The following is a 24,057-nucleotide window of genomic DNA, read 5'->3' on the forward strand; positions in this document are numbered from 1 at the left end:
AGATCTCGTGACACCGCTGCGACATGATTTCTGCCGTAGAGAGACAATCGGCCGCGCCATTGGCTGCAATTCCCGGCGTATTCGTGCCGGGCGGGATGCCATGCCTGCAGAACCTGGATGCCACGCCTGGTGCGACACTCGTGACGAGCGCCTGCCGTGAACCGACCATGGAAAGCGGCGCGCCGAGGAGCCATCTGTGTGACCGCATCGAAGCTTGGCGCGCCGTGACACGCTGCGAACGCGCCGGCAGGAACTCCCGCGCAAGCTCGATTCTGTCCGGCTCGTGAACCGCTGAGGGTATTGCATGTCTTTTCTGAAGATCATCCGCTGGACGGCCTGGACGCTCGTTGCCGTCGCGCTCTTCGGCGTAACGGGGGTGATCCTGGGCTGGCTTCAGGTCGAGAAATTCGGCGCTGGCCGAAACACTCCCGTGCCGGTTGTGTCGTCGGGTGTTCCTACGATCGGCGGCCCGTTCTCGCTCGTGAACCACCGTGGCGAGCGCGTCACGCAGGACACATTCAAGGGCAAGGCAACGGCGTATTTCTTCGGCTTCACGCACTGCCCGGACGTGTGCCCGACGACGCTCTTCGAGATGACCCGGCATCTCGAGCAGCTCGGGCCGGATGCCGACCGTCTCAACGTCGTCTTCGTCACCGTGGATCCGGAGCGGGACACGCCAGAGCTCTTGCGGACCTATCTCGAGAGCTTCGATCCCCGGATCGTGGGACTCACCGGCACGCCGGAGGAAGTTGCGGCCATGGCGAAGGAGTTCCGGGTCTCGTATCGCAAGGTCCCGACGGAAAACGGCGAATACACCATGGACCACACGGCATCCGTCGTCGTGACCGACGCACAGGGCGCCTTTGTGACTTTGATCGACTCCCATGAGGACGCCACGATGGCGCTCACGAAACTCAAGCGTGCCTTGGCGGATTGAGCATGGCACATCTGACGGGGATGCGAAGCCGGTGAACTCTGCCTCATGCCGTCCGAAGCGGCATCATGTGCGAGACGGGTTCACGGGCAGCACGTGAGGTCGCTGTCCCCCTCTCACTCCGCGCCATGGCCCGCCAGCCGCTCGATTGCCGCCGTGAGGGCCTCACGGGATATTTCTCCGATGTGCACGGACTGGAGACGTCCGTCCGCGCCGATGAAAAGCGTCGCGGGCAGACCGGGCATGCTGTAGTGACGGGCAACCTGCCGGTGCGGGTCGAGGAGCACGTTGGGCAAGGCGAGATTCTGGCTCGTGAGATAGGTTTCGATTACCGAGCGGCCTTCGCCCTGGTTCACGAACAGAAACGTCACGTCCTCCGCCGTCGCCGCGAGTTCCGCCATCATGGGCATTTCGCGCCGGCACGTAGGGCACCAACTCGCCCACAGATTTACCACAACCGGGCTGCCGTTGGTGGAAGCGAGCGCGACGGGAGGAGCATCCATTCTCTCCATGGCGAGGCTCGGCATCGGCGTCGCGGGCGTGGCGCTCGCGAGTTGCCAGACAAGATTCCAGGAAAAGACTGCTGCTACCAGCGCGACCACCGAACCGAGAATGGCGCGGCGCGTGCGCAGGAGAATGGCGGAGGATGCTGCCACGGCGATAGCTGCCCAGGGCCAGGAGAAGCCTCCCTGCCATACGGCGAAGATGCGCCATGGCTCCGCCGCGAAATTCGCCGCGTTCTCGACGACATGCCCAAAGCGGGCCGCAACCAGCCCCGTGATCATCGCCCAGCCGGACCAGGCTCCGATGCGTGAATCCAGACGGGAGGACATGATCGAAGACACGATCATGAAAACGACGAATCCGATCACTGCGGCGAGACGATCGCCGGCGAGCAGGAGAGGGCCAATCGAGACAGCTTGCATGAATGCAACTGCGGGAACCCACCTTAAGGCAGCCTTAAAGGTCGCCGACCCGGATCAATCCCGGGCGGCCGTCGCACGCGGTTTCGCCTCTTCGACCATCTCGAGTTGCTTGGCGCACGGGACGAACCCTGCGCACACACCCGATCGATCACTGCGGTTGCGAAGAAAGAAAGTGGCGTTGGCCTGCTTGAGCGCTGCCTCGACGATCGCAAGGCCAAGTCCACTGCCGATGGCGCTGCGATGCCGCCCGCGAAAGAAGCGATCGGTGATCCGACCGAGTTCCTCGTCCGGAATCCCAGGCCCCTCGTCCTCCACCACAATGGCGGGCGAGCCGGCTTTGGAATCGAGAAACCACCTGACCACGCCACCTTTCGGAGAGTGCTGAACGGCATTCTCATGAAGATTGCGAACGGCGAGATGGAAGAGTTCGCGGTTCATCCGGATCGTCGTGCGATAAAGCGCCGGATCAATGTCGACCGTGATCTCCGAATTCAGCGTCCCGAGCCCCGCCACGATGTCTTCGATGGCTTCCCCGATCTGGAGCTCCTCCTCCTGGCGCGCATCGTTCCTCGCATCGAGCTCCGACATGGCAAGGAGCTGGCCAACGAGGCGGGTCGTCCGGTCGACGGCGAGGAGGGTTTGTTGCAGGGCGCCTTGCCGCGTCTCCGGATCCTGGGCCGCCAGGGCAACCTGCACCTGCGTGCGCAGACCGGCGAGGGGCGTGCGAAGCTCGTGGGCCGCAAAGGCCGTGAAGTTGCGTTCGTGCTCGCGGGCAGCCGCGACTTTTCTGAACAGGCCGTTCAAGGCATCGACGACGGGACGGATCTCGGAAGAGGCGTTGCCGAGCTCGATTTCGCTCAAGTCCTCCGGCCCGCGCCCCTCCAGGCTGCGCGTCATCCGACGCAGCGGCAGCAGACCTCGTCCGACGCTGGCCCAGATCAGGAACGCGAGCAGCGGGATGATCAGGGCTGCCGGGAGGAGTAGGCCCTGGACGAGATCGGCCACGAGGCGGTCCCGCAGATCGAGCCGGTCGCCGACGAGGACCCGTATGCCTCTGTCACGATCGGCGACGGCATAGACGCGCCAAATCTCGCCATTGACCTCCTGTTCCGTGAAGCCCTGCACCTCGTTTGACAGCTCAGCCTCGGGCGCGCCGCTGGAGCGGCCGATCAGCCGCCCATCGAACGACCAGATCTGACAGGAGAGCTGGCGCTCGTAGAGGTGAGCGGTTTCCGGAAGGGGGACGCGAACCGGTGGAAGTTCGGCCCTGGCGGAAAGTGCGATGTCTCCGCTCGTCACGAGCGAGCCGACCATGCGCGCTGCTTCCATCAAGCGAGTGTCGAGGACGCGCTGCAGCTGGCGCTTGGAATCGATGTAGATCCAAGCCACATCGCAGAGCCAGATGAGGCTCGTGGCTGCAATCAGGATGACGAAAAGCCGCGTACGAATCGAGGTCACGTCAGGTGCTCCGAAGGCGGTAGCCGAGGCCGCGCACGGTCTCGATGGCATTACGCCCGATCTTCGCCCGCAGGTTGTGCACGTGCACTTCCACGGCGTTGCTCTCCACGTCCTCCTGCCAGCCATAGAGGCGTTCGGCGAGTTGATCCTTGGAGAGCACCGCTCCTGGATGCCTCATCAGAGCCTCGAGAACGGAGAACTCGCGGCGCGACAGGGCGACCGGCTCGCCATCCATTTCCGCGGTGCGCTGGCCTGGATCGAGCCTGATCCCATTCCAGGTCAGGGTCGGGGAGGCCCGGCCGGCAGCCCGCCGGGAGATGGCTCGCAGGCGCGCCGCGACTTCATCCAGGTCGAAGGGCTTGCCGAGATAATCGTCCGCGCCGGAGTCGAGTCCTCCGATTCGATCGGCCACGGTGTCCTTGGCGGTCAGGAGGAGGACGGGCGTCGGGTCCTGCCGGTTGCGCAGCTCGCGCAGGACGTCGAGGCCGGAACCGTCCGGCAACATCAGATCAAGGATGATAGCGTCGAAGCTGGAGGCATGGAGCGCTGCCCGGGCGTCTTCGCAAGATGCCACCCCGTCGACCGTGAAGCCGTGAAGGCCGAGGCCGACCCTCAGGCCATCGAGCAGCACGGAATCGTCTTCAACCAAGAGAATTCGCATGGGGTCCTCCGCCGGGCTGTCCCGCGCCAGGCTTAAGGCTGCCTTAAGGTTGGCCGGGCGTGTGCAACGAGATTGGTTTCATTGCGAGGTCTCCGTTGTCTCAGGCCGTTGCGAGATATTGTTTCCTGCTTGTAGCGTTCGCTTTCTGGGCTGTTGGAGCCGCGGCTCAAACCCGCATCCCCATGCCCGATGAGGTTTTCGATCTCCGCGTGACGCGGGACCCTGATGGACGCGTCCTGCTCGACTGGTCGATTGCTCCGGAAACCTATCTCTATCGTGACAAAATCCTGGTCACGTCGTCGTCCGACGATCGCAAGCCGATCGAGGTCGAAACAAGCCCCGGCAAACTGAAGGACGATCCCACCTTCGGCGAAACCGAAGTCTATTACGGATCGGCACAGGGGACGGCGTCGGCCGATGCTTTGGCCGCGGCCGGTGTGACGGATGCGATACACATCACCTATCAGGGCTGCGCCGAGCTGGGGATCTGCTATCCCCCTGTGACGAAGTCGGTCGATCTGACGACGCTCGCGGTCGCGGATGAGGAGCCTCGGAGCGGGGACTCCGGCAGCCTCAGTGCAACCTGGGAGGCTGCGCCGGTGAAGTCCCTGGCTGCTGGCGGTGAGCAGATTGCACAACCCAAAGCCACTGCGGTCGCCCTGGAGGAGGGGACGAACGGATGGATGAGCGGAAGTCTCGCATCCGTCCTGGCCGCGTTCGTCGGATTCGGCCTGCTGCTCGCATTCACGCCGTGCGTCTTTCCGATGATCCCGATCCTGTCGGGAGTGCTCGCCGGGGCTGGCGACCGGCTATCGATGGGGCGCAGCTTCGTGCTGTCCGGAATCTATGTTCTCGCGATGGCCGCAGCCTATGGCCTTCTCGGTGTCGCGGCTGCATGGTCCGGCCAGAACCTGCAGGCTGCCTTGCAGACGCCGTGGGCGCTCGGTGTCATGAGCGCAATCTTCGTCGTGCTGGCCCTTTCCATGTTCGGGCACTTCGATCTTCAACTCCCGGCCTCCTGGACGACGCGGCTCGCGCGCGGCACCTCCGGGAGGGGAGGGGCACTTCCAGGCGTTGCGCTTCTCGGCTTCGGCTCTGCCCTGATCGTCGGGCCCTGCGTGACGCCACCGCTCGCAGCCGCACTTCTCTACCTGGCCCAGACGGGCGATGTCGGGCGCGGCGCGGCGGCCCTGTTCGCGTTGGGCATCGGTATGGGGCTGCCGCTTATCGCGTTCGGAATGCTCGGCGCGAATGCTCTTCCGAAATCGGGACCGTGGCTGGTCCGTGTGAAGCAGGTTTTCGGCGTCGTTTTCCTGGGTGTCGCGATCTGGATGATGTCGCGCGTCGCGCCTCCCCAGGTGACGCTTGCCCTGTGGGCGTTCCTCGCCATCGGCTCCGGCGTCTTCCTCGGGGCGTTCGACGCGCTTTCTCGGTCCGACGGTGCCGCCCACAGGCTCACGAAGGCAGCGGGTATTGCAGCTGTCCTTTATGGTGGGACCTTGATCATCGGATCCGCAGGCGGTGCAACGGATCCGGTCCAGCCCCTTGCTTTTCTGGCTCGAGGGTCCGGGTCTGCCGAATCCACTGAGCTTGCCGTCAACCGCATCACGGCGCCCGAAGAGCTGGACTCGGTCGTTCGCACGGCGCAACGCGAAGGCAGACCCATTCTCGTCAATTTCACGGCCGAATGGTGCGTGATCTGCAAGGAGATCGACCGCACCGTGTTCTCCGACCCGACCGTGCAGGCACGGCTCCGGAACGTCACGTTCGTTCACGCGGATGTGACGGAGTACAATGAAGCAAGCCGTTCGCTGATGCAGCGCTTCGACGTCGTGGGGCCGCCGACGATCCTCTTCCTGGACCGCGGAAGCGGTCAGGAAATCACGGCGGTTCGCACGATCGGCACGATCGGCGTTCAGGGCTTCCTGGAGAGGCTCTCGCTCTCCGGCGCGTGACGCCGCCGCGCTCGCTGACATTTCATCCTAATCCTGACGGAGTCAATCGATGCAGCGTCGAACGTTTCTCGCGTTCGCGAGTCTCCTGCCGGGGCTGGCGATCCTTCGCAATCCAGCTCAGGCGCAAGCTCCTGATCCGGCATTCGTTCGCGTCACGACACCGAGAGAGTTCGAGAGTGTCGTCAGGCGTGCCCGGGAGCGGCGGAAACCGATACTCGTCTACGTCTCGGCCGAATGGTGCCCGATCTGCAAGAGCATCGAACGGCGGGTGTTTGCTCATCCGGTCATCAAGATGCGCCTCGCGAGCATTGCACTGGTCCGCGCCGACGTGACCGAACTCTATGACGGCAGTCGCGCGCTCATGGAGCGATTTCGCGTCGCCGGGCCGCCGACGATGTTCGCCATCGATCCGAAGAATGGGAGAGAACTCCCTCGCACGCGGCTCGTCGGAGCGGTGGACGCCAATCTCTTCCTCGACACGCTGAACATCGCCGGCCTGTGACGGCTCCAAACAAGCCCAATTGCATTCACCGGAGTGAACTGATGCGCCGTTCTACTAAATTCACTTTCTCTGCCCTGATCGTCGGAGCGTCCCTTGCTTTCGCACCAGTATCCGACCCGGTGCGGGCTCAGGAAAATTCCGTCACGGCGGATATGATCCTGAACGATCCCGGGGCACCGGTTGCGGGCAATCCCAGGGGTGACGTGACCATCGTCGCGTTCCTCGATTACAACTGCCCGTTCTGCAAGCAGTCGGCGCCTGCTCTCGAGAAGCTGGTCAAGGCCGACGGCAACATCAGGTTGGTTTACAAGGACTGGCCCATTCTCACGCCTGCATCCTTCCACGGGGCTCAACTGGCGCTCGCAGCCAAATACCAGGGAAAATACGAGCAAGTGCATCATGCCCTGATGGGCATTCCGGGCCGCAAGATCAGCAAGGAGAAGATGACCGAGGCGGTTCGAGAATCGGGAGTGGACATCGACCGCCTGAACCAGGACCTTAAGCAGCACGGTGCGGAAATCCTGGAGCTTCTCCAACGCAATCTCGCGCAGGCCGATGCTCTCGGTCTTCAGGGAACGCCCGTCTACCTGATCGGTCCGTTCCAGGTCGCAGCGGCGCTCGGCTACGAAGAGTTCAAGCAGGTCGTCGCCGACGCGCGTGCCAGGCAGTAGCAGGTTCCTGGCGTTCGCCTGCGACTCAGCACCCGCCTCGACAGGATGATGATGCCCAAGCCCACACGAACGGCCGGTCTGCTCCATGCGTGCATCGTGTTCGCCGCATTGGCGGCCTGCAACACGAGTCCTCCACCGCGCCCGGCTGCGGCTCTGCCTGCGGTCGATCCAGCGATAGCCCGCCGCTATGCCGCGATCCACGACGACAAGCATCCGGTCCCGGGAGTTGATCCTGCGGTCCTCGAGCCACGCAACGTTCGCCAACTGGTGGATTTCCCGACCTCGGAAGAGCCGGGGACCATCGTTGTCGATCCCGAGGCACGATTCCTCTACCTCGTGCAGGAAGGCGGCAAGGCGCTTCGCTACGGGGTCGGCGTCGGCAAGGAGGGTCTGGAGTTCAAGGGAACGGCATCCGTGAACCACAAGGCCCAGTGGCCTCGTTGGACGCCGACCCGGGACATGATCAAGCGCGAGCCGGAACGCTACGAGCGGTGGGCCGGCGGAATGGAAGGCGGTACCGACAATCCCCTCGGCGCTCGTGCCCTGTACCTGTTCAAGAACGGCAAGGACACGCTCTACCGAATCCACGGCACCAACGAGCCGGACACGATCGGGCAGGCTGTCTCCTCCGGCTGCATCCGGATGATGAACCAGGATGTGATTGACCTCTACCGGCGCGTGCCGAACGGCAGCAAGGTGGTGGTCCTGTGAGGTCGGGTAGCCCTCCGACGCCACTCTTCCGGGTCACTAGGATGGCTGCGACGCGGTGGCGATCGGCGGAGCGCTGGCGGGGTGCGTGACCGTTGGTGATCCGAAGCACCAGCACCCCGTCCCCGCGAAGCTTGTGGCGGCCATGCAGAGCAAGGGCATGGCTGTCACCGATCCCATCCTCATCCGCATGTTCAAGAAGAGAATGAGCCTGAGGACTGGAAGCAACAGGGCAGGCGAGTACGCCCGCCTGAAAACCTTCTGCCGAGGGTCCGGGCAGTTGGGGCCAAAGACCGAGGAGGGGGACCGTCAGACGCCGAAAGGATTTTATACCGTGCGCGGGCCAGACGAACCCGAACTCCGCCTTTTATCTCTCATTCGGTCTCGGCTCCCCAAACGAACTGGACCGGGCCTTGGCCCAGTGGGACCGAAGTCGCCCCTCAGCGTCTTGAGCTCGTATTGCTCAGTCTCGATCTCGCATGAGGTGCGAAATCCGAGACGCGGCAGGATCGGCAGGGGTGGGCACCAACCCTGCACCGCATGCTGGAACAGGAAGGCCATGACGACGGTCGGCACGATCCGCGCAAGGACCTCCTGCACATACATTAGATAATGCTAAATAAGCATCACCTAATATGAGGCAGAGGTGATGGTTGCCCCCAAACTGGATTTGGAGACTTTCGAGAGGCAGGCCACCGAGGTCGCGGACGTCCTGCGCGCGCTCGCGAACGAGCGGCGCCTGATGATCCTGTGCAAGCTCGTGGAGTGGGGCGAAGCGAACGTGACCACGCTCGCTGACGCCGTCGGGCTGTCGCAATCGGCCCTATCGCAGCATCTCGCCCGGATGCGGGACGAGGGGATCGTCGCCTTCCGGCGCGAAAGCCAGACGATCTGGTACCGGATCGCCGATCCCCGCATCGAGCAGCTCTTCGCCACGCTCTACAGCCTCTACTGCAAGCCGGGTCGCCCCAGGAAGCGCCCCTGACCTTTGGAGTTCATCATGGAGAACTTCTCACCAGTGTCCGCCCTCATCGGTGGGGCGATGATCGGCGCATCCGCCGCGCTGCTCCTGGTGCTGAACGGACGCATCGCCGGGATCAGCGGCATCCTGGGCGGTCTGATCAACCCGGCCCGGAGCGAGATCGGCTGGCGCACGGCCTTCCTGGCCGGCCTGTTCGTCGCACCGCTGGTCTATGTCGCTTCCGGAGGCGTGCTCCCGCTGGTGGCCGTAAAAACACCGCTCTGGCTCCTGGTCATCGCCGGCCTGATCGTCGGATTCGGCACGCGTCTCGGGGCGGGCTGCACGAGCGGCCACGGCGTCTGCGGCATCGGGCGTGGCTCGCCACGTTCCCTCGTCGCGACGGCCACGTTCATGGCCACCGCCATTCTCACCGTCTTCGTCACGCGTCACGTTCTGGGGATCTGACCCATGCCGCTCATCCTGTCGGCGTTTGCTTCCGGCCTGCTCTTCGGCCTCGGCCTGATCGTCTCGCAGATGGTCGACCCAGCCAAGGTGCTCGGCTTTCTCGACATCTTCGGCAACTGGGATCCGAGTCTCGCCTTTGTGATGGGTGGGGCGGTGGCCGTGTCGGCCCTAGGCTACTTGGTCGCCAAGCGCCGGGGCGTGCCGGTCCTCGCTTCACGTCTGGAGATCCCGACCCGCCACGACCTCGATCCGCGCCTGATCAGCGGGGCTGCCCTGTTCGGGATCGGCTGGGGCCTCGTCGGGCTGTGCCCCGGTCCTGCGCTCACGGCGCTTACCTTCGGCCCATGGCAGGTCTTCGTCTTCGTGACCGCCATGATCGCCGGCATGGCCTTGTTCCGGCTCACGCCGGATGACTGGCCCCAAGTGACCTTCCGGCGCGAGCCTGCCGGAGCGACCGACGATGCCTGATCTCGCGGCAGGTCTCCTCGCCACCGGCTCCGGCGGCCTCGTCGGGCTCGTGCTCGGTCTCGTCGGCGGTGGCGGCTCGATCCTTGCCGTTCCGTTGCTGGTCTACGTGGTCGGAGTGGCCTCGCCGTACATCGCCATCGGCACCAGTGCCGCCGCGGTGTCGGCGAGTGCGCTCGGCAACCTCATGACGCACTGGCGCCTGGGTAACGTGAAGTGGCGCTGCGCCGTGGTGTTCGCCACCGCAGGCGTGGTGGGCGCCTTTGCCGGGGCCGCGGTCGCCAAGGCGATTGATGGCGACAAGCTCCTGGCCCTGTTCGGGGTCGTCATGATCGTGGTCGGGGCCATCATGCTGCGCCGGCGTGGCACAGGCGGCAATCCGGACGTCAGGCTGACGACTGAGACCGCCAGGGAACTCCTGCCGCTGCTCGTGGGGATCGGCTTCGGGGTCGGCCTGTTCTCCGGCTTCTTCGGGATCGGTGGCGGGTTTCTCATCGTGCCGGGCCTGATGCTGGCGACCGGCATGCCTCTCAGCCACGCCATCGGGACCTCGCTCGTTGCGGTCGCGGCATTCGGGGCGGCGACTGCCGTCAGCTACGCGATCTCGGGCCTGATCGACGGGTGGCTCGCCGGCCTGTTCATTCTCGGCGGACTCGTGGGAGGCTTCCTCGGCACCGGGCTCAGCAAAGCTCTCGCCACCCGCAAGCAGATTCTGGGCACCGTCTTCGCCAGCCTCGTGATCGTGGTCGGCATCTACATCGTCACGCGCGGCGTCCTGGCCCTCACCGGGACCGCCTGATCCTTCTCACCCAGGAGCGACAGATCATGTCTTCCGACAAACAGCCCCTTCGTGGACGCCCCATCGTGAAGGGCTTCTTCGAGAAGCGCACCAACAGCATCCAGTATGTCGTCGCCGATCCGGAAACGAAGCGGGCTGCCATCATTGACCCGGTGCTCGATTTCGATCCGAAATCTGGTGCCACCGCGACGCATTCGGCAGATGAACTCCTCGCGCATGTCGAGCGTGAGGGGTATACCCTGGAGTGGATCCTCGACACCCACCCGCATGCCGATCACTTCTCCGCGGCCGGCTACCTGAAGGACAGGACAGGCGTTCCCACGGCGATCGGCGAGAAGGTGGTCGAGGTCCAGAAGCTCTGGAAGGGAATTTACAACTATCCCGACAGCTTCCCGACCGACGGCTCGCAGTGGGACCGGCTCTTCGCGGATGGCGAACGCTTCGAGATCGGCAATATGGATGTGGAGGTGATGTTGACCCCCGGGCACACGCTCGCCTCCATCACCTATCTCGTCGGTGGCGCGGCGTTCATTCACGACACCATCTTCATGCCCGACGGGGGCACGGCGCGGGCCGATTTCCCCGGCGGCTCTGCACGTGTGCTCTGGAACAGTATCCGGCGTATCATGGCCCTTCCGGACGACACCCGTCTGTTCACCGGTCACGATTATATGCCGGGTGGGCGCGAGCCGGCCTGGGAGAGCACGGTTGCCGAGCAGCGGGCGAAGAACACACATCTCGTCAAGGCCAGGACGGAAGAGGAGTTCGTGGCCTTGCGCGAGAAGCGCGACCGGGAACTGCCGATGCCGAAGCTCATCCTGCATTCGCTGCAGGTAAACATTCGGGGCGGGCGGCTGCCCGAGCCCGAGGACAACGGCAAGCGTTATCTCAAGATACCTCTCGATGCGCTGCTCGATGGCGCACCCTGGGACGAGTGAGGAGACTGCTATGACGACGAAGAGCGCGAAGGACCTGGTCGCCGAGGCCAACCGGCATGTCGAGACCCTCTCCGGTGAAGAGGCCGCAAAGCTCGTCGGCCAGCCGGATGTCGTGTTCGTCGACGTGCGCGAAGGTGAAGAGTTGCAGAAGACCGGCAAGGTCAAAGGAGCGGTGCACGTGCCCCGGGGCTTCCTGGAGTTCCAGGCCGATCCGACCAGTCCCACGCACAAGCCGGAACTCGGGAGCGGCAAGCGCCTCGTGCTCTACTGCGCCTCCGGCGGCCGCTCCGCCCTGGCGGCAAAGGCGCTGAAGGATATGGGGATCGGGGATGTCGCGCATGTGGCGGGCGGGTTCGGCGCGCTCCAGCAGGCGGGCGCCCCGACGGAAGGACGCGGATCGTAACATGCAGTTGGCGTCGGTTCCCTGGCGCCGGCGTGCTCGAGCCCAAGTGGCATAGCTTGGAATGGCGGCAACGCTATCCTTCCTCGCCGCAGACACCGGCATTCTCGGCTATCCGGGTCCGAAGACTCTGAAGCTGGTCGTCGATTTCGTTCGCTGATGCGGCCAGATCGTCTGCCGCAGCTGAGCGATCAGCCGGCGTCGTTCGTGAAGATGTCCCGGATCGTGTGATTCTGGACATCCCGCACCCCTGGCACACTTCGCGCCGCGACCTCCAAGGCCTGCTGCTGCTCGTCGGACTTCAGCGGGCCCCAAAGATGCACGACGCCGTCGCTCACGATCAGGTTCAGACGCGAGAGATCGAGCCACTTCTCGTTTGCGAGCCGCGCATGAAGTGCCTCGAGGATCATCTGATCGGTCTCGGTGCCCTTGCGGGGTGGCGCTTGATAGGCGACCAGGCCGCGCAGGAGATTGGCACGGCTGATGATGCCGACGAGACGGCCATTATCGATGACGGGAACGCGCTTGATGCGCCGTTGCTCGAACTGTCGGGCGATTTCTGCAAGATCGGTATCCGGCGTCACGGAAACGATCTCACGTGACATGACGTCGGCGGCACGCAGGCCACGGCTGTGAGCGAAATCCGCTGCCTGGATGTTGGGATCGAGCAGCGCCTGCAGCCATTTCGGGCGGCGTCTCTCGGTTCCGAGTTCAACGCGGCGCAGTAGGTCTCCCTCGCTCAGGATGCCAAGAACCTGTCCCTCCGGTCCGACGATGGGAAGCCCGCTAATGCGGCGCTCGAGCAGGAGCGCCGCAATCTCGGCGACCGGCGTCTCAGGAGTGGCCGTCACGACGTCCGTCGTCATTACGTCTCGCGCTTTCACCTGACCCATCCTCCAGCCTTACAAGGTGCCCGCCGCTTGCTCGCGGCATGGCCCGAACCATTCACCGATACCGTGCCTCGTCATGCCCGGCGAGTCGAGGCTCTCGCTGGGCTGGATTGCTATTCGCATCAGGCAAGCCCGGCACGGCTAGCAACCAGAATGGGCAGTATCCACGCGAGAAGTCTAAGCTGCCGTACGATGCTCCAGCTGCACCGGCTCTACGGCGACCTCCGCGGCGTTGATGGCGATCACGTCGCGAATGCTGATCACTCCGACGAGCGTATGGTTGTCGATGACCGGGAGATGCCGGATCTGGTGCTTGTCCAGCAGTTCGACGGCATGGCTGAGGTCGTCGCGTGGGCTGCAGGAGATCACGTTGCGCGACATCAGGCTCGAGACCGGCTTTTTGAGAACGGCCGGACCGAGATCGACGACCGCTCGCAGGAAATCACGTTCCGACAGCATGCCAACGATGGTGTCACCCTCGGTCCCGCAGACATCTTTGACGACCACGGCTCCGATATTCTCATGCCGGAGCATGCGTGCTGCGGTTTCAACCGATTCATCCATCCGGATGGAAATGATCCGAGTGCCTTTTCGTCGCAGGAGTTGCTCGACTTTCATGTGCGCCTCCACCCTTCTGACCTAAGGGAAATAATCCGAGGTCAGGTAATTCTAGGGACGATGAACGCAATCTGGCATACCATATACCAGACGTCAAGTGGACCTGATGAAGGTATCGTCCCTCGTGATCTGAGTCCCGGCGGCAAGTGATAGTTGTTGTCCAATCCTGGGTAGCCGAGTTCATTTGCAGTGCAGCATACGGCTGCGTTTTACTGCGATGCAGCGCAGCAAAGGACAGGCTTGCTGACGTTTTATTCGTTTGCCAGCGCTCTGGAATACCATATACTCAATACCTGAGGCATATGGCCTCGGTTAATCGGTCGGCTGCTTAGACGGTCGTCCAGGGAGGAAGCTACATGAAACGGATGAGAGAGAGAGCCGCCTTCACCGTTGCGGCTGCTGGCGTCATCGCCGCCGGACTTGCGGCTGAACCCGCTGCCGCCGAGTGGAAGCCCACACGTACCATCGAGTTCATCGTTCCGGCCGGCACGGGCGGTGGTGCCGATCAGATGGCGCGCATGCTTCAGGGTATCATTCAGAAGCATGATCTGTCGCCGCAGCCGGTCGTGGTCATCAACAAGGCAGGCGGAGCCGGCGCCGAAGGGTTCCTCGACGTCAAGGGATCCAACCGCAATCCTCACAAGATCATCATTACCCTGTCCAACCTGTTCACGACTCCACTCGCGACAGGCGTCCCGTTCAAATGGGAGGACATGACCCCCGTCGCGATGCTCGCTCTCGACGAGTTCGTGCTCTGGGTGAACGCCGAGTCGCCGTACAAGACTCCGATGGAGTATATCGAAGCCGCCAAGAAGGAGCCCGGCAAGTTCAGCATGGGCGGCACCGGTTCGAAGCAGGAAGACCAGATCATCACGGCGGCGCTCGAGCAGGCCACCGGGGTCAAATTCACCTACGTGCCGTATAAGGGCGGTGGCGACGTCGCCGCTCAGCTCGTCGGCAACCACGTCCAATCGAGCGTGAACAACCCGATCGAGGCCGTCTCGCAGTGGCGTGCCGGAGCGTTGCGCCCTTTGTGCGTGTTCGACGAAAAGCGCATCGATATCACGGAGCCGGTCGCGGACGGCAAGTCTTGGCACGATATTCCGACCTGCAAGGAGCAGGGCCTCGACATCGAATACCTGATGCTCCGTGGCATCTTCATGGGCCCGAACGTGACCAAGGACCAGGTGGCCTGGTACGTGGATCTCTTCAAGAAAGTTCGTGAGACGCCTGAGTGGAAGGATTTCATGGAGAAGGGCGCCTTCAACACCACCTTCATGACGGGTGACGAGTTCAAGGCCTGGCTCACCAAGGCTGCGGAGAATCACCGCAACCTGATGGAGAAGGCGGGCTTCCTCGCAAAATCCTGACAGTACTGCTCCGGCGCGAAGAGATCTTCGCGCCGGAGTTTTGATATGCACTTCGAAAGCACTCCGGAGATTTACTGTGGCTCATGAGGTAAGCGGCAACGAGCACACTGTGAGCACCCGAACGGTCGAGATTGTCGTATCGGGTCTCTTCGTCATCCTCGCCCTGGTCATCATGTACGACAACTGGCGCATCGGTGCGCGCTGGGCGAGTGATGGACCGGAGGCTGGATATTTCCCCTTCTATATCGGGCTGATCATGCTGGTGGCGAGCTCGGGTACGCTCCTCATCAATCTTTTCGCCAAGTCGGCGGACCGTTCGAACTTCGTCGAGCGCTCCCAGTTCAAGCAGGTCCTACAGGTTCTCATTCCCACGGCCGGCTTCGTCTTTCTGATCTGGCTGATCGGGATCTACTTCGCTGCGGCCATCTTCATCACGTTCTTCATGTGGTGGCTCGGCAAGTATCCGATCTACCGCATTCTGCCGATCGCGATCCTCGTGCCTCTCGCACTCTTCCTGATGTTCGAGGTTTACTTTCTTGTGCCATTGCCGAAGGGGCCGATCGAGACTGCGCTCGGGTTCTAAATTCACTTCTCGATAGCACGGTCAGAACTGAGAATTGGCCAGGCTCGATACGACCCGAAAACTGCCGGGATTTGATGTCGGCGCTGACGGCTCAAGAAAACGCTGGAGGAAACCTTGGAAGCGTTATTGTCACTGATTCACGGATTCGGCGTCCTGGCCGATCCCATGAACATCGTCTACATGTTCATAGGGATCTTCCTGGGTGTCCTCATCGGCGTTCTGCCCGGTCTGGGCGGTGCTAACGGCGTCGCAATCCTGCTGCCGCTGACATTCAGCATGTCGCCGACTTCGGCGATCATCATGCTGGCATCAATCTATTGGGGAGCCCTCTTCGGCGGCGCCATCACCTCCGTCCTCTTCAACATTCCCGGTGAGCCGTGGTCGGTCGCAACGACCTTTGACGGTTATCCGATGGCGCAAAAGGGGAAGGCGGCCGAGGCGCTGACGGCGGCTTTTACGGGGTCCTTTCTGGGTGCGTTCGTCGCTACGCTGGTCCTCACCTTCCTGGCTCCGCTGATCGCGCGGTTCGCTCTTCAGTTCGGGCCCGCCGAGTTCTTTGCCGTCTATCTCCTGACCTTCTGCAGCTTCGTCGGCATGGGCAAGGAATCGCCCTTGAAGGTGATCTCGGCGATGATGCTCGGCTTCGCCTTGGCTGCAGTCGGCCTCGACACCGTCACGGGTCAACTCCGCATGACGTTCGGATCAGTCGAGCTTCTGCGCGGTTTCGACTTCCTCGTCGCCGTCATCGGGCTCTTCGGCGTCGGAGAGATTCTGCTGACGATGGAGGAGGGGCTCGCCTTCAAAGGGAAGACCGCGAAGATCAGCCTTCGGACGGTTGTCCAGACCTGGAAGGAACTGCCTCAGTACTGGCTGACGGCGCTGCGCGGCTCGATCGTGGGCTGCTGGATGGGCATCACCCCCGGTGGTGCGACGCCGGCCTCGTTCATGAGCTATGGCCTTGCGAAAAGGTTCTCCAAGAACGGTCCCCGGTTCGGCACCGGCGAGGTCGAGGGTGTGTTCGCCCCGGAGACGGCAGCCCACGCCGCCGGCACGAGTGCGCTCCTGCCGATGCTCACTCTCGGCATCCCAGGTTCTCCGACCGCGGCGGTTCTGCTCGGCGGCCTGCTGATCTGGGGTCTCCAGCCTGGACCTCTGCTCTTCGTCGAGCAGAAGGACTTCGTCTGGGGTCTGATCGCGAGCATCTATCTCGGAAACATCGCCGGCCTGATCGTCGTCCTCTCGACGGTTCCGCTCTTTGCCTCGATCCTGAGGATTCCGTTCAGCATCATCGCCCCGATCATCCTGGTGATCTGCGCGGTCGGCGCCTACACGGTCCATAACGCCTTCATGGACATCGCCGTGATGCTGGTGTTCGGTGTGATCGGCTACGTCTTCAAGAAGCTGTCGTACCCGCTCGCGCCGCTCGTCCTGGCTCTCGTGCTCGGCGACATGGCAGAAAGTTCGTTCCGCCAAGCCATGCTGGTGTCCCAGGGTGACCTGTCGATCTTCTGGTCGAATCCCCTGGTGGGCGCGATCGTGACCCTCGCCCTGGTGATGCTGTTCTGGCCATTGATCTCCATGGCTCTTGCGGCGCTCCGCTCGCGTGGCCGTTCGGGCGCCCTTCCGGTCGCTTAGGAAACGAGGCCACCCTGCACAGGAACGGCACGGTCGAGCGACCGTGTCGTTTCCATTCGAGGGCGCTGCCGCGCCGGAGCAGGTGCGGCGGGCCACTGCAATCGACGAGTCATTCAGGAGCACGGAATCGCTCCCTGCGCTGCACCTTCGCGCAAGGTCCCGCCACGCCATCGCGGAGTCCGCCCATGCACGAGCCCGACCACCCGCCGAACCCAGCATGCGCTTCCGCACGCGAATCCGTGTCGCGCAGTCGCCATCGGATGAGCCGCGAAAGACCGCCTGCCGATGCTCACCCGAGAGCCGATTCCCTGTCGGATGAGATGTGGCAGCCGTCTCAAGAGGACGCCGAACGACTGAGATTTGCGCTACGGATGGTCCTGGACCTCGATGTTTTCGACAGTGCAGGCCGCGCCGTCACCGTCGAGCGGATGCTAAGGGGGTATGTGGCGACGGCCGTGCGTGTAGCCCTGGAAGGAAAGCGCTCGAGCTGATCGGCGCTCCTTCACCCGGAAGCTGAGTGTCGTTGCTGCGCTTTCGCTCTGTCCTCCACGATCTCCCGCACTTCCCGTCATGGATGCACGTGAAGGAAGAAGGGCTGGCTTTTAGCCGGTCGTTTGATGAATATGATCGCGCATTGAGGACAGAGGGTCGCTCGACAGTGGCCCGGCAGGAGCGCTGAGACATGGACAAGCCCCGGATCGGCTTCATCGGCGTGGGCATGATGGGTCACGGAATGGCCCGGAACATCGTCACCAAAGGCTACTCCACGGTCGTGCTCGGACATCGCAATCGCAATCCGGTGGACGATCTCGTGGCGGCCGGTGCCCAGGAGGGCCGGAACCCGAGCGATATCGCCGCACGCTCGGATATCGTGATCATTTGTGTCACCGGCTCACCACAGGTAGAACAGATCGTCTATGGTGAGGACGGTCTCCTGACGGCGGCACGCGAGAGTCACGTCATCGTCGATTGCTCTACGAGCGAGCCCGATTCATCGATGCGCATCCACGCGGATTTCGCAGCCCGGGGCGTCCCATTCGTCGATGCGCCGCTCGCACGCACGCCCAAGGAAGCCGAGGAAGGGCGTCTCAATGTCATGGTCGGAGCCGAGCCGCAGCTTTTCACTAGAATCGAGCCGGTATTACGGGCCTTCGCGGAGAACATTTTCCATGTCGGTGGTCCCGGGGCCGGCCACAAGACGAAGCTCGTCAACAACTTCCTCGCCATGGGGCAGGCTGCCTTGATCGCAGAGGCGCTCGTCGCCGCGGCGAAAGCGCAGATCGACATCGAGGCGCTCTATAAAGTCGTGAGCGCCGGAGGACCTAATTCCGGCATCTTCCAGATGATCGTCCCGGCAATCCTTTCCGGCTCATATGAGGGTCTGCGTTTCGGCCTCGATCTCGCCCGCAAGGATCTGCGCTACTACACGCATATGACTGAAAGCTTGAACCTGCCGTCGCAACTCGGCGAGGCGGTCCATCAGGCCTTCGTCCAGGCATCAGCAATGGGTCTCGGTGGCGAGATGGTCGGGGGGCTCGTCAAGGCGCAGGAGCAACTCACGGGAGAAACGGTCGCCCGCCAGCGTGCCTGACCGGCTCTGAAATAACCAAGAGAGTATAGCAGTGCAGAGGACCAACATCCTCCGCCATGCCAGGACTGCTGCTGACGGATAAAGCCAGACTCAAGAACACTGGCCGTTGATGGCCGGTGTCATCTCAAGTGTCTGCAGGCTGCGGACCTTCGTAGCCCTCCGTAATGGCCAGGTCCATGACGGACTTGCCCTGTCGGAGAGCCATGGCTTTCGCGTATTCTGGTGACCGGTAGCATTCAAGGGCGGCCGCGTAGGTCGGGAATTCGATGACGACCACGCGGGAGCGGGGCTGCCCCTCCGGCGTTTCCGATGCGCCGCCCCGTGTGAGAAAGCGCCCTCCATACTTGCGGAACGCCTTCGCATTCTCGGCGATGTAAGCCTTGTACCCTTCAGGGTCGGTCACGTCTGCGAACGCGACCCAGTAACCTTTGGCCATGCGTGGCCCTCCCATGAATTGCGCTGAGCATACCGGAGCGAGAGACGGCACGCGAGAGCGACGTCAGGCGCCGAAGGGTAAACCAAACCGCCAGCAACAGGGAAGGTGACCATGGAGGCGGTCTCGAAGAGCATCATGGTGTTCTATATCCCGATGCTCATCGTCTATATCCCGATGCTCATTGTCCTGCTCCTCGTAACCTACGTACCGGCGCTTTCCCTTTGGCTCCCAAGCCTGCTCAAGTGAGGAGCCGGCCCGTTGTGTTGCTCCAAGTCGAAAGCGTGATTGTGCGCCAGGACAGGCAGATGTCTCCAGATCCGGCCAATTTTGGCATTGGCGTCAATCGAGGCCTTTGCCATACTGGAACCGAACGCCCCGCCACAAGAGGGCGCCATTCAACGAGGAGGAAACGAACAGATGAGACGCATCATCATGGGCGCATGCGCGCTCGCCGCGACCCTGGCCATGCCGGCGCTCGCTTCCGCGCAGGAGAAAATCACGCTCCACGGGGCATCGCAGTTCAATGACGAACATGCCTTCACCAAGGCGATGGTCAAGTTCGAAGAAGTCGTCAAGCAATGCTACGGGAAGCCGATCGAATTCGTGCTTCACAAGAACAGTGAACTCGGCCTCGAAAAGCAGTATTTCGAATACATGTCGCAGGGGAGGGCGGTCGATTACGCCATCGTATCGCCCGCACATATGTCGACCTTCTCGAAAGCGGCGCCCTTCATCGACGCACCCTTCCTGTTCCGTGATCTCGATCACTGGAACACGGTCCTCGACCAGGACCTGCTGAAGCCAATCGCCGACGAGATCGGGAAACGAGCGGACGTGATGCTGATCGGCTACGCGGGCGGCGGCGTGCGCAACATCTTCGTGAACAAGCCCGTTCAGTCGCTGGCTGATCTCAAGGGTCTCAAGGTTCGCGTGCAGGGAGCTCCCATCTGGAGCCGGACCTTCGCAGCGACGGGCATGTCGCCGACCGTGATCGCCTATAATGAGGTCTACAACGCCATTCAGAACGGAGTCATTTCTGCGGGCGAGAACGAGGCTGCCGGCGTCGAACAGATGAAGTTCTTCGAGGTCGCGCCGAACCTCGCGATGACGGAGCATGCCATCACGATCCGGCCGCTCGTCTTCTCCGGCAAGACCTACCGCAACCTTCCGGCCGATCTGCAGCAATGCATCGTGAAGGCCGGCAAGGAGGGAGGCGCGCATGGGCGCAAGATCGAGTCGAGCGAGGATACCGCGAAGCTCGAGGCTCTCGAGAAGGCTGGGAAACTGAAGCGGATCGCGTTCAAGGACCGGGCCGAGATGAAGAAGCTCGTCGATCCCGTGCTCACAGCCTATGCGAAGGAAATCGAGGCCGACAAGATCCTGGAGCAGATCAACAACATGAAGTAGCGGCCTGCTCTCGAAGGGGCAGCCGGGGATTGCTCCGCGGCCGCTCCTCACATGCCGGATTGCAGGGGAAGTTTCGATGACGACGATCTCGGGGCGTCGCAGCGCCTGGCGCCGGCTGACCGTCTGGTATGGCGAGTTCCTCTCCTGGCTGGTCGCCATTTCGACCGCGATCCTCGTCGTGCCCGTGACCCTGCAGGTCTTTTCCCGTTTCACCACGATCATTCCGCACTACATCTGGACGGAGGAAATGGCGCGGTTCCTGCTGGTCTGGACGATCATGATCGGCGCCATGATCGGTGTTCGCGAGAGCACCCATTTCGAGGTCGATGTCTGGCCGCGCCTGTCACGCCGCGCGGAGGCGGCGATCCGGATCGTCGCCCGCGTCGGCATCCTGGTTATCGCGCTGGTCTTCGTATGGTCCGGAATCGAATTCACGTCGTTTGCCTTGTACCGCATCTCGGAACTCGCGGAGTTGCCTCTGTGGCTCATCCACATCGCCTGGCCGATTACGGGCATCACCTGGCTCATTTTCGTGGGCGAGCAGATCTGGGACGAGTTCGACGTCCTGCTGCGAGGCGCTGCATGACCATACGGGTCCTTTCCGCCGATCCAGGCTGCACCGGCCCGTCCGGCAGTTGCGTGACACGCGCATGCCGACAGGGGGCGCAGGAATGACAGGATCCGTGCTCACGCCGGATCAGGCTGCCCTGATCCTCTTCGGCGTCTTCTTCGGCTTGATGATTCTGCGCGTTCCGGTGGCCTTCGCGCTGGCGCTAGCCTGCCTTCCGATCCTCATCGTCGAGCCGCATCTCTCGGCGATGACACTCGTGCAGGAGACCTTCAACGCCTATAATTCGTTCATTCTGCTGGCGGTGCCATTCTTCCTCCTGACGGCCAACCTGATGAATGTCGGCGGGATCACCGACCGACTCATGCTTCTCTCCCGGTCTATGGTCGGACATTTTCCCGGCGGTCTCGCGCAGATCAACGTCGTTCTCTCGTTCTTCTTCGCGGGCATCTCCGGCTCGTCAACCGCCGACGCCGCGAGCCAGTCCAAGATCTTCATCGAGGCGCAGAGGAAAGAGGGCTACGACGATTCCTTTTCGGTCGCGATCACCGCCGTATCGGCGGTGCTGGCCGTGATCATTCCGCCATCGATCCTGATGATCGTCTGGGGCGGCGTTCTCACGGTCTCGATCGGCGCACTCTTTCTCGCAGGCATCATCCCCGGTCTTCTGATCGCTCTCGCACAGATGGCGACCGTGCATGCCTACGCGTCTGCCAGGGGCTATCCTACTTATCCCCGGGCGAGCTGGGCTGCATTCTTCTCCGCGATGTACAAGTCCGTCCCAGCCCTCCTGACGCCGGCGATCATCATCGGGGGCAAGATCTTCGGCTGGTTCACGGCGACGGAATCCGCCTGCATCGCCGTGCTCTATGCTGGCTTTCTGTCGCTGCTGGTCTATCGGGAAATGAACCTTTCCGGGTTGCGGTCGGCCCTCGTCGATACCGGAAAGTTCGCCGGGATCGCCCTGTTCTGTGTCGGGACCGCGAGCGCCTTCGGCTGGCTCCTCGCCTATTACCAGATCCCGAAGGCCATCCTCTCGGGCGTCTCGGCCTGGCAGATGGGGCCGATCGAGACCGGCTTCTTCATCGCTTTCGTGTTCCTCGTGGTGGGCTGCTTCCTCGATGCGATCCCCGCGATCATCATCGTCGGCACGATTCTCGATCCGCTGGCCCGTTCGGCCGGTCTCGACCCAGTCCACTTCGCAATGATCGGAATCGTGTCCCTTGCCTTCGGACTCGTCACGCCGCCATATGGCCTGTGCCTGATGATCGCCTGCTCGATCGCGGGGATCCGTATGAAGGAGGCCTTGAAGGATACGCTCCTCATGCTTCTTCCGATGATCGCCGTGCTCGTTCTTCTCATCATGTGGCCGCAGGTCGCCCTCTTCGTTCCGAGCCTCATTTCTCCGGAGTTCCTCCAATGACGATACCAGCGAATTCACCGGAAGTGTCCGCGTCGATTCCCGATCTCGCCGGCAAGGCGATCCTCATCACGGGCGCCAGCACCGGCATCGGCGCTGCGGCGGCGCGTGCCTTCGGCCGCAACGGAGCACGCGTTGCGATCAATTTCAGCACCAATCGCGACAAGGCCGAGGCGGTGGCCGAAAGCATCCGGCGCAGCGGCGGTGAGGCGCTTCTCGTCCAGGGCGATGTCACGAAGCCCGAGACGGCTGCTGACGTGACCGCGAGGACGGTCGCGGCATTCGGACGGCTCGATGTGCTCGTCAACAATGCCGGGTCGTTGATCGCGCGGACGCCGATCGCTGACTACAGCGACGAATATCTCGACGCCGTGCTCGACCTCAACGTCAAGCAGGTTGTGCGATTCGTGCGCGAAGCGGCAGTCCAGATGCGGCGTCAGGGCGGCGGTGGGTCGATCATCAATCTGAGCTCAATCGCGGCGCGTCACGGGGGCGGGCCGGGGTCGGTGATCTATGCTGCAGCGAAAGGTTTCGTCGCGACCGCGACCCGCGGCTGGGCCAAGGAACTCGTCAAGGATCGCATCCGCGTCAATGCCGTATCGCCGGGCGTGATCATGACGCCATTCCACGAGCGCTTCTCGACCGCAGAGCAGCTCGCGACCATGCAGGCCATGATCCCGATGGACCGCCTTGGTACCGCGGAAGAATGCGTCGGCGCGTTCCTCTATCTCGCCTCGGAGCAGATGAGCGGCTACGTCACGGGGCAGATCATCGAAGTCAATGGCGGGCAGTACATGCCCTGATGCATTGAATCCGAGCAGCGTCGCGTCATCAGAACCCGTAAAGCTCCTCAGGGTTTTCGACGAGGATCCGGTGACGTGTCGCGTCATCCGGCGCCCAATCGAGCAGCAGATCGAGCAGAGCGGCATCGCTCGGCTTGTCCTTCACGGATGGATGCGGCCAGTTGCTCGCCCAAAGCATTCGCTCCGGCGCCAGTCGGACGAGCTCCTTCGCGAGCCGACCGACATCATCGTAACCGGGGGCTCCGCTCTTCGAGACCTCGTAGGGTGCTGAAAGCTTGATCCAGACGCGGCCGGTCTCGATGAGATTCTTCAGGCACCTGAAGGCGGGGTGATCCGGGCCGACGGGCTCGAGAAATTTCCCGACATGGTCGATGACAATGCGGCCTGGCCAGGATCGGATCTGATGCTCCCGATCCGGCAGGGTTCGGCCGTCGAGCTGCAGCTGGATGTGCCACCCGATGTCCTGTACCTTGCCGGCAATGGCGTCGAGGCTCTCCCAAGGAAGAGCGCCGCCCGGCAGCATGTGAAAACGTACGCCGCGGATGCCGCCCCGCGTCAGCGCCTCGAGTTCTGCGGCATCCACGCTCTCGTCGATGACCGCGATGCCGCGCGCCTGATCGAGGCCAAGAGCCGCGATGCCATCGAGTGTGCAACGATTATCGGTTCCGTAGGCGGAAGGCTGGACCACGACAATGCGCTGGAGACCAAGGCGCTGCTGCACCTTCCTGTAATCTTCCACGCCCGCATCCGGTGGCGCACCGAGCGCTGTCGGTGCGAGCGGATAGCGGGAACCATATAAATGCATGTGCGTGTCGCAGGCATCGGCGGGTACTTTGAGCCGAGGTCTCTGGGCGGGATCGATCGAAGACATGGGCCGGCTTCCCGGTTCAGGC

The 24,057-nt window shown here is 62.9% G+C and carries 27 protein-coding genes and 1 pseudogene; 20 read left to right on the top strand and 8 right to left on the bottom strand.

Annotated elements, in window-relative coordinates; genetic code table 11:
• Positions 1–304 precede the first annotated feature (304 nt).
• Positions 305–937, top strand: coding sequence for an SCO family protein (locus BN1233_RS07855; RefSeq protein WP_046862918.1), 633 nt, complete (start codon positions 305–307; stop codon positions 935–937).
• A 113-nt stretch (positions 938–1,050) separates the two neighbouring features.
• Here BN1233_RS07855 and BN1233_RS07860 read toward each other — a convergent pair whose 3' ends face one another.
• Genes BN1233_RS07860 through BN1233_RS07870 form a run of 3 tightly spaced genes read right to left on the bottom strand, consistent with a single transcriptional unit; the run spans position 1,051 to position 3,979 of the window.
• Entirely contained in the window at positions 1,051–1,860 is an 810-nt protein-coding gene (locus BN1233_RS07860) for a TlpA disulfide reductase family protein (RefSeq protein WP_046862919.1), read from the bottom strand.
• Positions 1,861–1,914: 54 nt separating this feature from the next.
• Complete coding sequence (locus BN1233_RS07865) at positions 1,915–3,318, bottom strand: ATP-binding protein (protein WP_063776729.1); 1,404 nt, start codon at positions 3,316–3,318, stop codon at positions 1,915–1,917.
• Between the two features lies 1 nt (position 3,319).
• Entirely contained in the window at positions 3,320–3,979 is a 660-nt protein-coding gene (locus tag BN1233_RS07870) for a response regulator transcription factor (protein ID WP_046862920.1), read from the bottom strand.
• Positions 3,980–4,038: 59 nt separating this feature from the next.
• Here BN1233_RS07870 and dsbD point away from each other — a divergent pair, with 59 nt between their 5' ends.
• The 4 genes from dsbD to BN1233_RS07890 are packed head-to-tail and all read left to right on the top strand — an operon-like array spanning position 4,039 to position 7,818.
• Complete coding sequence (gene dsbD / locus BN1233_RS07875; protein ID WP_244470970.1) at positions 4,039–5,934, top strand: protein-disulfide reductase DsbD; 1,896 nt, start codon at positions 4,039–4,041, stop codon at positions 5,932–5,934.
• Between the two features lie 49 nt (positions 5,935–5,983).
• On the top strand, positions 5,984–6,436 hold the full coding sequence (locus BN1233_RS07880) for a thioredoxin family protein (RefSeq protein WP_046862922.1): 453 nt from the start codon (positions 5,984–5,986) through the stop codon (positions 6,434–6,436).
• 41 nt (positions 6,437–6,477) lie between these two features.
• Positions 6,478–7,107: a DsbA family protein gene (locus BN1233_RS07885; RefSeq protein WP_046862923.1), complete on the top strand. Its 630-nt coding sequence runs from the start codon at positions 6,478–6,480 to the stop codon at positions 7,105–7,107.
• 45 nt (positions 7,108–7,152) lie between these two features.
• On the top strand, positions 7,153–7,818 hold the full coding sequence (locus tag BN1233_RS07890; protein ID WP_052763730.1) for a L,D-transpeptidase: 666 nt from the start codon (positions 7,153–7,155) through the stop codon (positions 7,816–7,818).
• Between the two features lie 324 nt (positions 7,819–8,142).
• Here the strand turns inward: BN1233_RS07890 and BN1233_RS49540 are convergent.
• A pseudogene (locus tag BN1233_RS49540) lies at positions 8,143–8,382 on the bottom strand (hypothetical protein); the annotation flags it as partial.
• Between the two features lie 82 nt (positions 8,383–8,464).
• Here BN1233_RS49540 and BN1233_RS07900 point away from each other — a divergent pair.
• Genes BN1233_RS07900 through BN1233_RS07925 form a run of 6 tightly spaced genes read left to right on the top strand, consistent with a single transcriptional unit; the run spans position 8,465 to position 11,846 of the window.
• Entirely contained in the window at positions 8,465–8,800 is a 336-nt protein-coding gene (locus BN1233_RS07900; RefSeq protein ID WP_046862924.1) for an ArsR/SmtB family transcription factor, read from the top strand.
• 15 nt (positions 8,801–8,815) lie between these two features.
• Positions 8,816–9,241, top strand: coding sequence for a YeeE/YedE family protein (locus BN1233_RS07905; RefSeq protein ID WP_046863214.1), 426 nt, complete (start codon positions 8,816–8,818; stop codon positions 9,239–9,241).
• A gap of 3 nt (positions 9,242–9,244) precedes the next feature.
• A complete protein-coding gene (locus BN1233_RS07910) occupies positions 9,245–9,709 on the top strand; it encodes a YeeE/YedE family protein (RefSeq protein ID WP_046862925.1) in 465 nt (154 codons plus the stop codon).
• The gene (locus BN1233_RS07915) at positions 9,702–10,505 is read left to right on the top strand and encodes a sulfite exporter TauE/SafE family protein (protein ID WP_046862926.1); all 804 of its coding nucleotides are present in this window, start codon (positions 9,702–9,704) and stop codon (positions 10,503–10,505) included. Before BN1233_RS07910 ends, BN1233_RS07915 begins: the two co-directional genes overlap by 8 nt.
• A 26-nt stretch (positions 10,506–10,531) precedes the next feature.
• Positions 10,532–11,443, top strand: a complete 912-nt coding sequence (locus BN1233_RS07920; RefSeq protein ID WP_046862927.1) for an MBL fold metallo-hydrolase — start codon at positions 10,532–10,534, stop codon at positions 11,441–11,443.
• Between the two features lie 10 nt (positions 11,444–11,453).
• Positions 11,454–11,846, top strand: coding sequence for a rhodanese-like domain-containing protein (locus tag BN1233_RS07925; RefSeq protein WP_046862928.1), 393 nt, complete (start codon positions 11,454–11,456; stop codon positions 11,844–11,846).
• A gap of 188 nt (positions 11,847–12,034) precedes the next feature.
• Here BN1233_RS07925 and BN1233_RS07930 read toward each other — a convergent pair whose 3' ends face one another.
• Together BN1233_RS07930 and BN1233_RS07935 are read right to left on the bottom strand one after the other, a co-directional pair.
• On the bottom strand, positions 12,035–12,709 hold the full coding sequence (locus BN1233_RS07930) for a CBS domain-containing protein (RefSeq protein ID WP_197094619.1): 675 nt from the start codon (positions 12,707–12,709) through the stop codon (positions 12,035–12,037).
• A 201-nt stretch (positions 12,710–12,910) separates the two neighbouring features.
• Complete coding sequence (locus tag BN1233_RS07935) at positions 12,911–13,351, bottom strand: CBS domain-containing protein (RefSeq protein WP_046862929.1); 441 nt, start codon at positions 13,349–13,351, stop codon at positions 12,911–12,913.
• Between the two features lie 356 nt (positions 13,352–13,707).
• Between BN1233_RS07935 and BN1233_RS07940 the strand changes: the two genes are divergently transcribed.
• From BN1233_RS07940 to BN1233_RS07955, 4 genes are all read left to right on the top strand, one after another.
• Positions 13,708–14,721: a Bug family tripartite tricarboxylate transporter substrate binding protein gene (locus BN1233_RS07940; protein ID WP_046862930.1), complete on the top strand. Its 1,014-nt coding sequence runs from the start codon at positions 13,708–13,710 to the stop codon at positions 14,719–14,721.
• Between the two features lie 109 nt (positions 14,722–14,830).
• On the top strand, positions 14,831–15,304 hold the full coding sequence (locus BN1233_RS07945; protein WP_244470971.1) for a tripartite tricarboxylate transporter TctB family protein: 474 nt from the start codon (positions 14,831–14,833) through the stop codon (positions 15,302–15,304).
• Positions 15,305–15,418: 114 nt separating this feature from the next.
• Positions 15,419–16,939: a tripartite tricarboxylate transporter permease gene (locus tag BN1233_RS07950; protein WP_046862932.1), complete on the top strand. Its 1,521-nt coding sequence runs from the start codon at positions 15,419–15,421 to the stop codon at positions 16,937–16,939.
• Positions 16,940–17,621: 682 nt separating this feature from the next.
• The gene (locus BN1233_RS07955) at positions 17,622–18,530 is read left to right on the top strand and encodes an NAD(P)-dependent oxidoreductase (protein WP_046862933.1); all 909 of its coding nucleotides are present in this window, start codon (positions 17,622–17,624) and stop codon (positions 18,528–18,530) included.
• Between the two features lie 124 nt (positions 18,531–18,654).
• Here the strand turns inward: BN1233_RS07955 and BN1233_RS07960 are convergent, their stop codons facing one another.
• On the bottom strand, positions 18,655–18,966 hold the full coding sequence (locus BN1233_RS07960; RefSeq protein WP_046862934.1) for a DUF1330 domain-containing protein: 312 nt from the start codon (positions 18,964–18,966) through the stop codon (positions 18,655–18,657).
• A 111-nt stretch (positions 18,967–19,077) separates the two neighbouring features.
• Here BN1233_RS07960 and BN1233_RS50480 point away from each other — a divergent pair, with 111 nt between their 5' ends.
• The 5 genes from BN1233_RS50480 (at position 19,078) to BN1233_RS07980 (ending at position 23,164) form a co-directional block, all read left to right on the top strand.
• The gene (locus BN1233_RS50480; RefSeq protein WP_280139475.1) at positions 19,078–19,212 is read left to right on the top strand and encodes a hypothetical protein; all 135 of its coding nucleotides are present in this window, start codon (positions 19,078–19,080) and stop codon (positions 19,210–19,212) included.
• Between the two features lie 171 nt (positions 19,213–19,383).
• A complete protein-coding gene (locus tag BN1233_RS07965) occupies positions 19,384–20,373 on the top strand; it encodes a TRAP transporter substrate-binding protein (protein ID WP_197094620.1) in 990 nt (329 codons plus the stop codon).
• A 76-nt stretch (positions 20,374–20,449) separates the two neighbouring features.
• Positions 20,450–20,959, top strand: coding sequence for a TRAP transporter small permease (locus tag BN1233_RS07970; protein WP_048709559.1), 510 nt, complete (start codon positions 20,450–20,452; stop codon positions 20,957–20,959).
• An 85-nt stretch (positions 20,960–21,044) separates the two neighbouring features.
• Positions 21,045–22,364, top strand: a complete 1,320-nt coding sequence (locus tag BN1233_RS07975) for a TRAP transporter large permease (protein ID WP_046862935.1) — start codon at positions 21,045–21,047, stop codon at positions 22,362–22,364.
• Positions 22,361–23,164: an SDR family NAD(P)-dependent oxidoreductase gene (locus tag BN1233_RS07980; protein ID WP_063776730.1), complete on the top strand. Its 804-nt coding sequence runs from the start codon at positions 22,361–22,363 to the stop codon at positions 23,162–23,164. The genes BN1233_RS07975 and BN1233_RS07980 overlap by 4 nt, the downstream gene beginning before the upstream one ends.
• A gap of 28 nt (positions 23,165–23,192) precedes the next feature.
• Here BN1233_RS07980 and BN1233_RS07985 read toward each other — a convergent pair whose 3' ends face one another.
• Positions 23,193–24,035, bottom strand: coding sequence for an amidohydrolase family protein (locus BN1233_RS07985; RefSeq protein ID WP_046862936.1), 843 nt, complete (start codon positions 24,033–24,035; stop codon positions 23,193–23,195).
• Positions 24,036–24,057: the final 22 nt, after the last annotated feature.

The sequence above is a fragment of the Microvirga massiliensis genome (assembly GCF_001006805.1).
In the GTDB taxonomy this organism is placed as follows: domain Bacteria; phylum Pseudomonadota; class Alphaproteobacteria; order Rhizobiales; family Beijerinckiaceae; genus Microvirga; species Microvirga massiliensis.

Coding starts and splice junctions, on each gene's coding strand:
- BN1233_RS07855 (WP_046862918.1), top strand. CDS start 305: ATGTCTTTTCTGAAGATCATCCGCTGGACGGCCTGGACGCTCGTTGCC.
- BN1233_RS07860 (WP_046862919.1), bottom strand. CDS start 1,860: ATGCAAGCTGTCTCGATTGGCCCTCTCCTGCTCGCCGGCGATCGTCTC.
- BN1233_RS07870 (WP_046862920.1), bottom strand. CDS start 3,979: ATGCGAATTCTCTTGGTTGAAGACGATTCCGTGCTGCTCGATGGCCTG.
- BN1233_RS07880 (WP_046862922.1), top strand. CDS start 5,984: ATGCAGCGTCGAACGTTTCTCGCGTTCGCGAGTCTCCTGCCGGGGCTG.
- BN1233_RS07885 (WP_046862923.1), top strand. CDS start 6,478: ATGCGCCGTTCTACTAAATTCACTTTCTCTGCCCTGATCGTCGGAGCG.
- BN1233_RS07890 (WP_052763730.1), top strand. CDS start 7,153: ATGATGATGCCCAAGCCCACACGAACGGCCGGTCTGCTCCATGCGTGC.
- BN1233_RS07900 (WP_046862924.1), top strand. CDS start 8,465: ATGGTTGCCCCCAAACTGGATTTGGAGACTTTCGAGAGGCAGGCCACC.
- BN1233_RS07905 (WP_046863214.1), top strand. CDS start 8,816: ATGGAGAACTTCTCACCAGTGTCCGCCCTCATCGGTGGGGCGATGATC.
- BN1233_RS07910 (WP_046862925.1), top strand. CDS start 9,245: ATGCCGCTCATCCTGTCGGCGTTTGCTTCCGGCCTGCTCTTCGGCCTC.
- BN1233_RS07915 (WP_046862926.1), top strand. CDS start 9,702: ATGCCTGATCTCGCGGCAGGTCTCCTCGCCACCGGCTCCGGCGGCCTC.
- BN1233_RS07920 (WP_046862927.1), top strand. CDS start 10,532: ATGTCTTCCGACAAACAGCCCCTTCGTGGACGCCCCATCGTGAAGGGC.
- BN1233_RS07925 (WP_046862928.1), top strand. CDS start 11,454: ATGACGACGAAGAGCGCGAAGGACCTGGTCGCCGAGGCCAACCGGCAT.
- BN1233_RS07930 (WP_197094619.1), bottom strand. CDS start 12,709: ATGACGACGGACGTCGTGACGGCCACTCCTGAGACGCCGGTCGCCGAG.
- BN1233_RS07935 (WP_046862929.1), bottom strand. CDS start 13,351: ATGAAAGTCGAGCAACTCCTGCGACGAAAAGGCACTCGGATCATTTCC.
- BN1233_RS07940 (WP_046862930.1), top strand. CDS start 13,708: ATGAAACGGATGAGAGAGAGAGCCGCCTTCACCGTTGCGGCTGCTGGC.
- BN1233_RS07955 (WP_046862933.1), top strand. CDS start 17,622: ATGGACAAGCCCCGGATCGGCTTCATCGGCGTGGGCATGATGGGTCAC.
- BN1233_RS07960 (WP_046862934.1), bottom strand. CDS start 18,966: ATGGCCAAAGGTTACTGGGTCGCGTTCGCAGACGTGACCGACCCTGAA.
- BN1233_RS50480 (WP_280139475.1), top strand. CDS start 19,078: ATGGAGGCGGTCTCGAAGAGCATCATGGTGTTCTATATCCCGATGCTC.
- BN1233_RS07965 (WP_197094620.1), top strand. CDS start 19,384: ATGAGACGCATCATCATGGGCGCATGCGCGCTCGCCGCGACCCTGGCC.
- BN1233_RS07970 (WP_048709559.1), top strand. CDS start 20,450: ATGACGACGATCTCGGGGCGTCGCAGCGCCTGGCGCCGGCTGACCGTC.
- BN1233_RS07975 (WP_046862935.1), top strand. CDS start 21,045: ATGACAGGATCCGTGCTCACGCCGGATCAGGCTGCCCTGATCCTCTTC.
- BN1233_RS07980 (WP_063776730.1), top strand. CDS start 22,361: ATGACGATACCAGCGAATTCACCGGAAGTGTCCGCGTCGATTCCCGAT.
- BN1233_RS07985 (WP_046862936.1), bottom strand. CDS start 24,035: ATGTCTTCGATCGATCCCGCCCAGAGACCTCGGCTCAAAGTACCCGCC.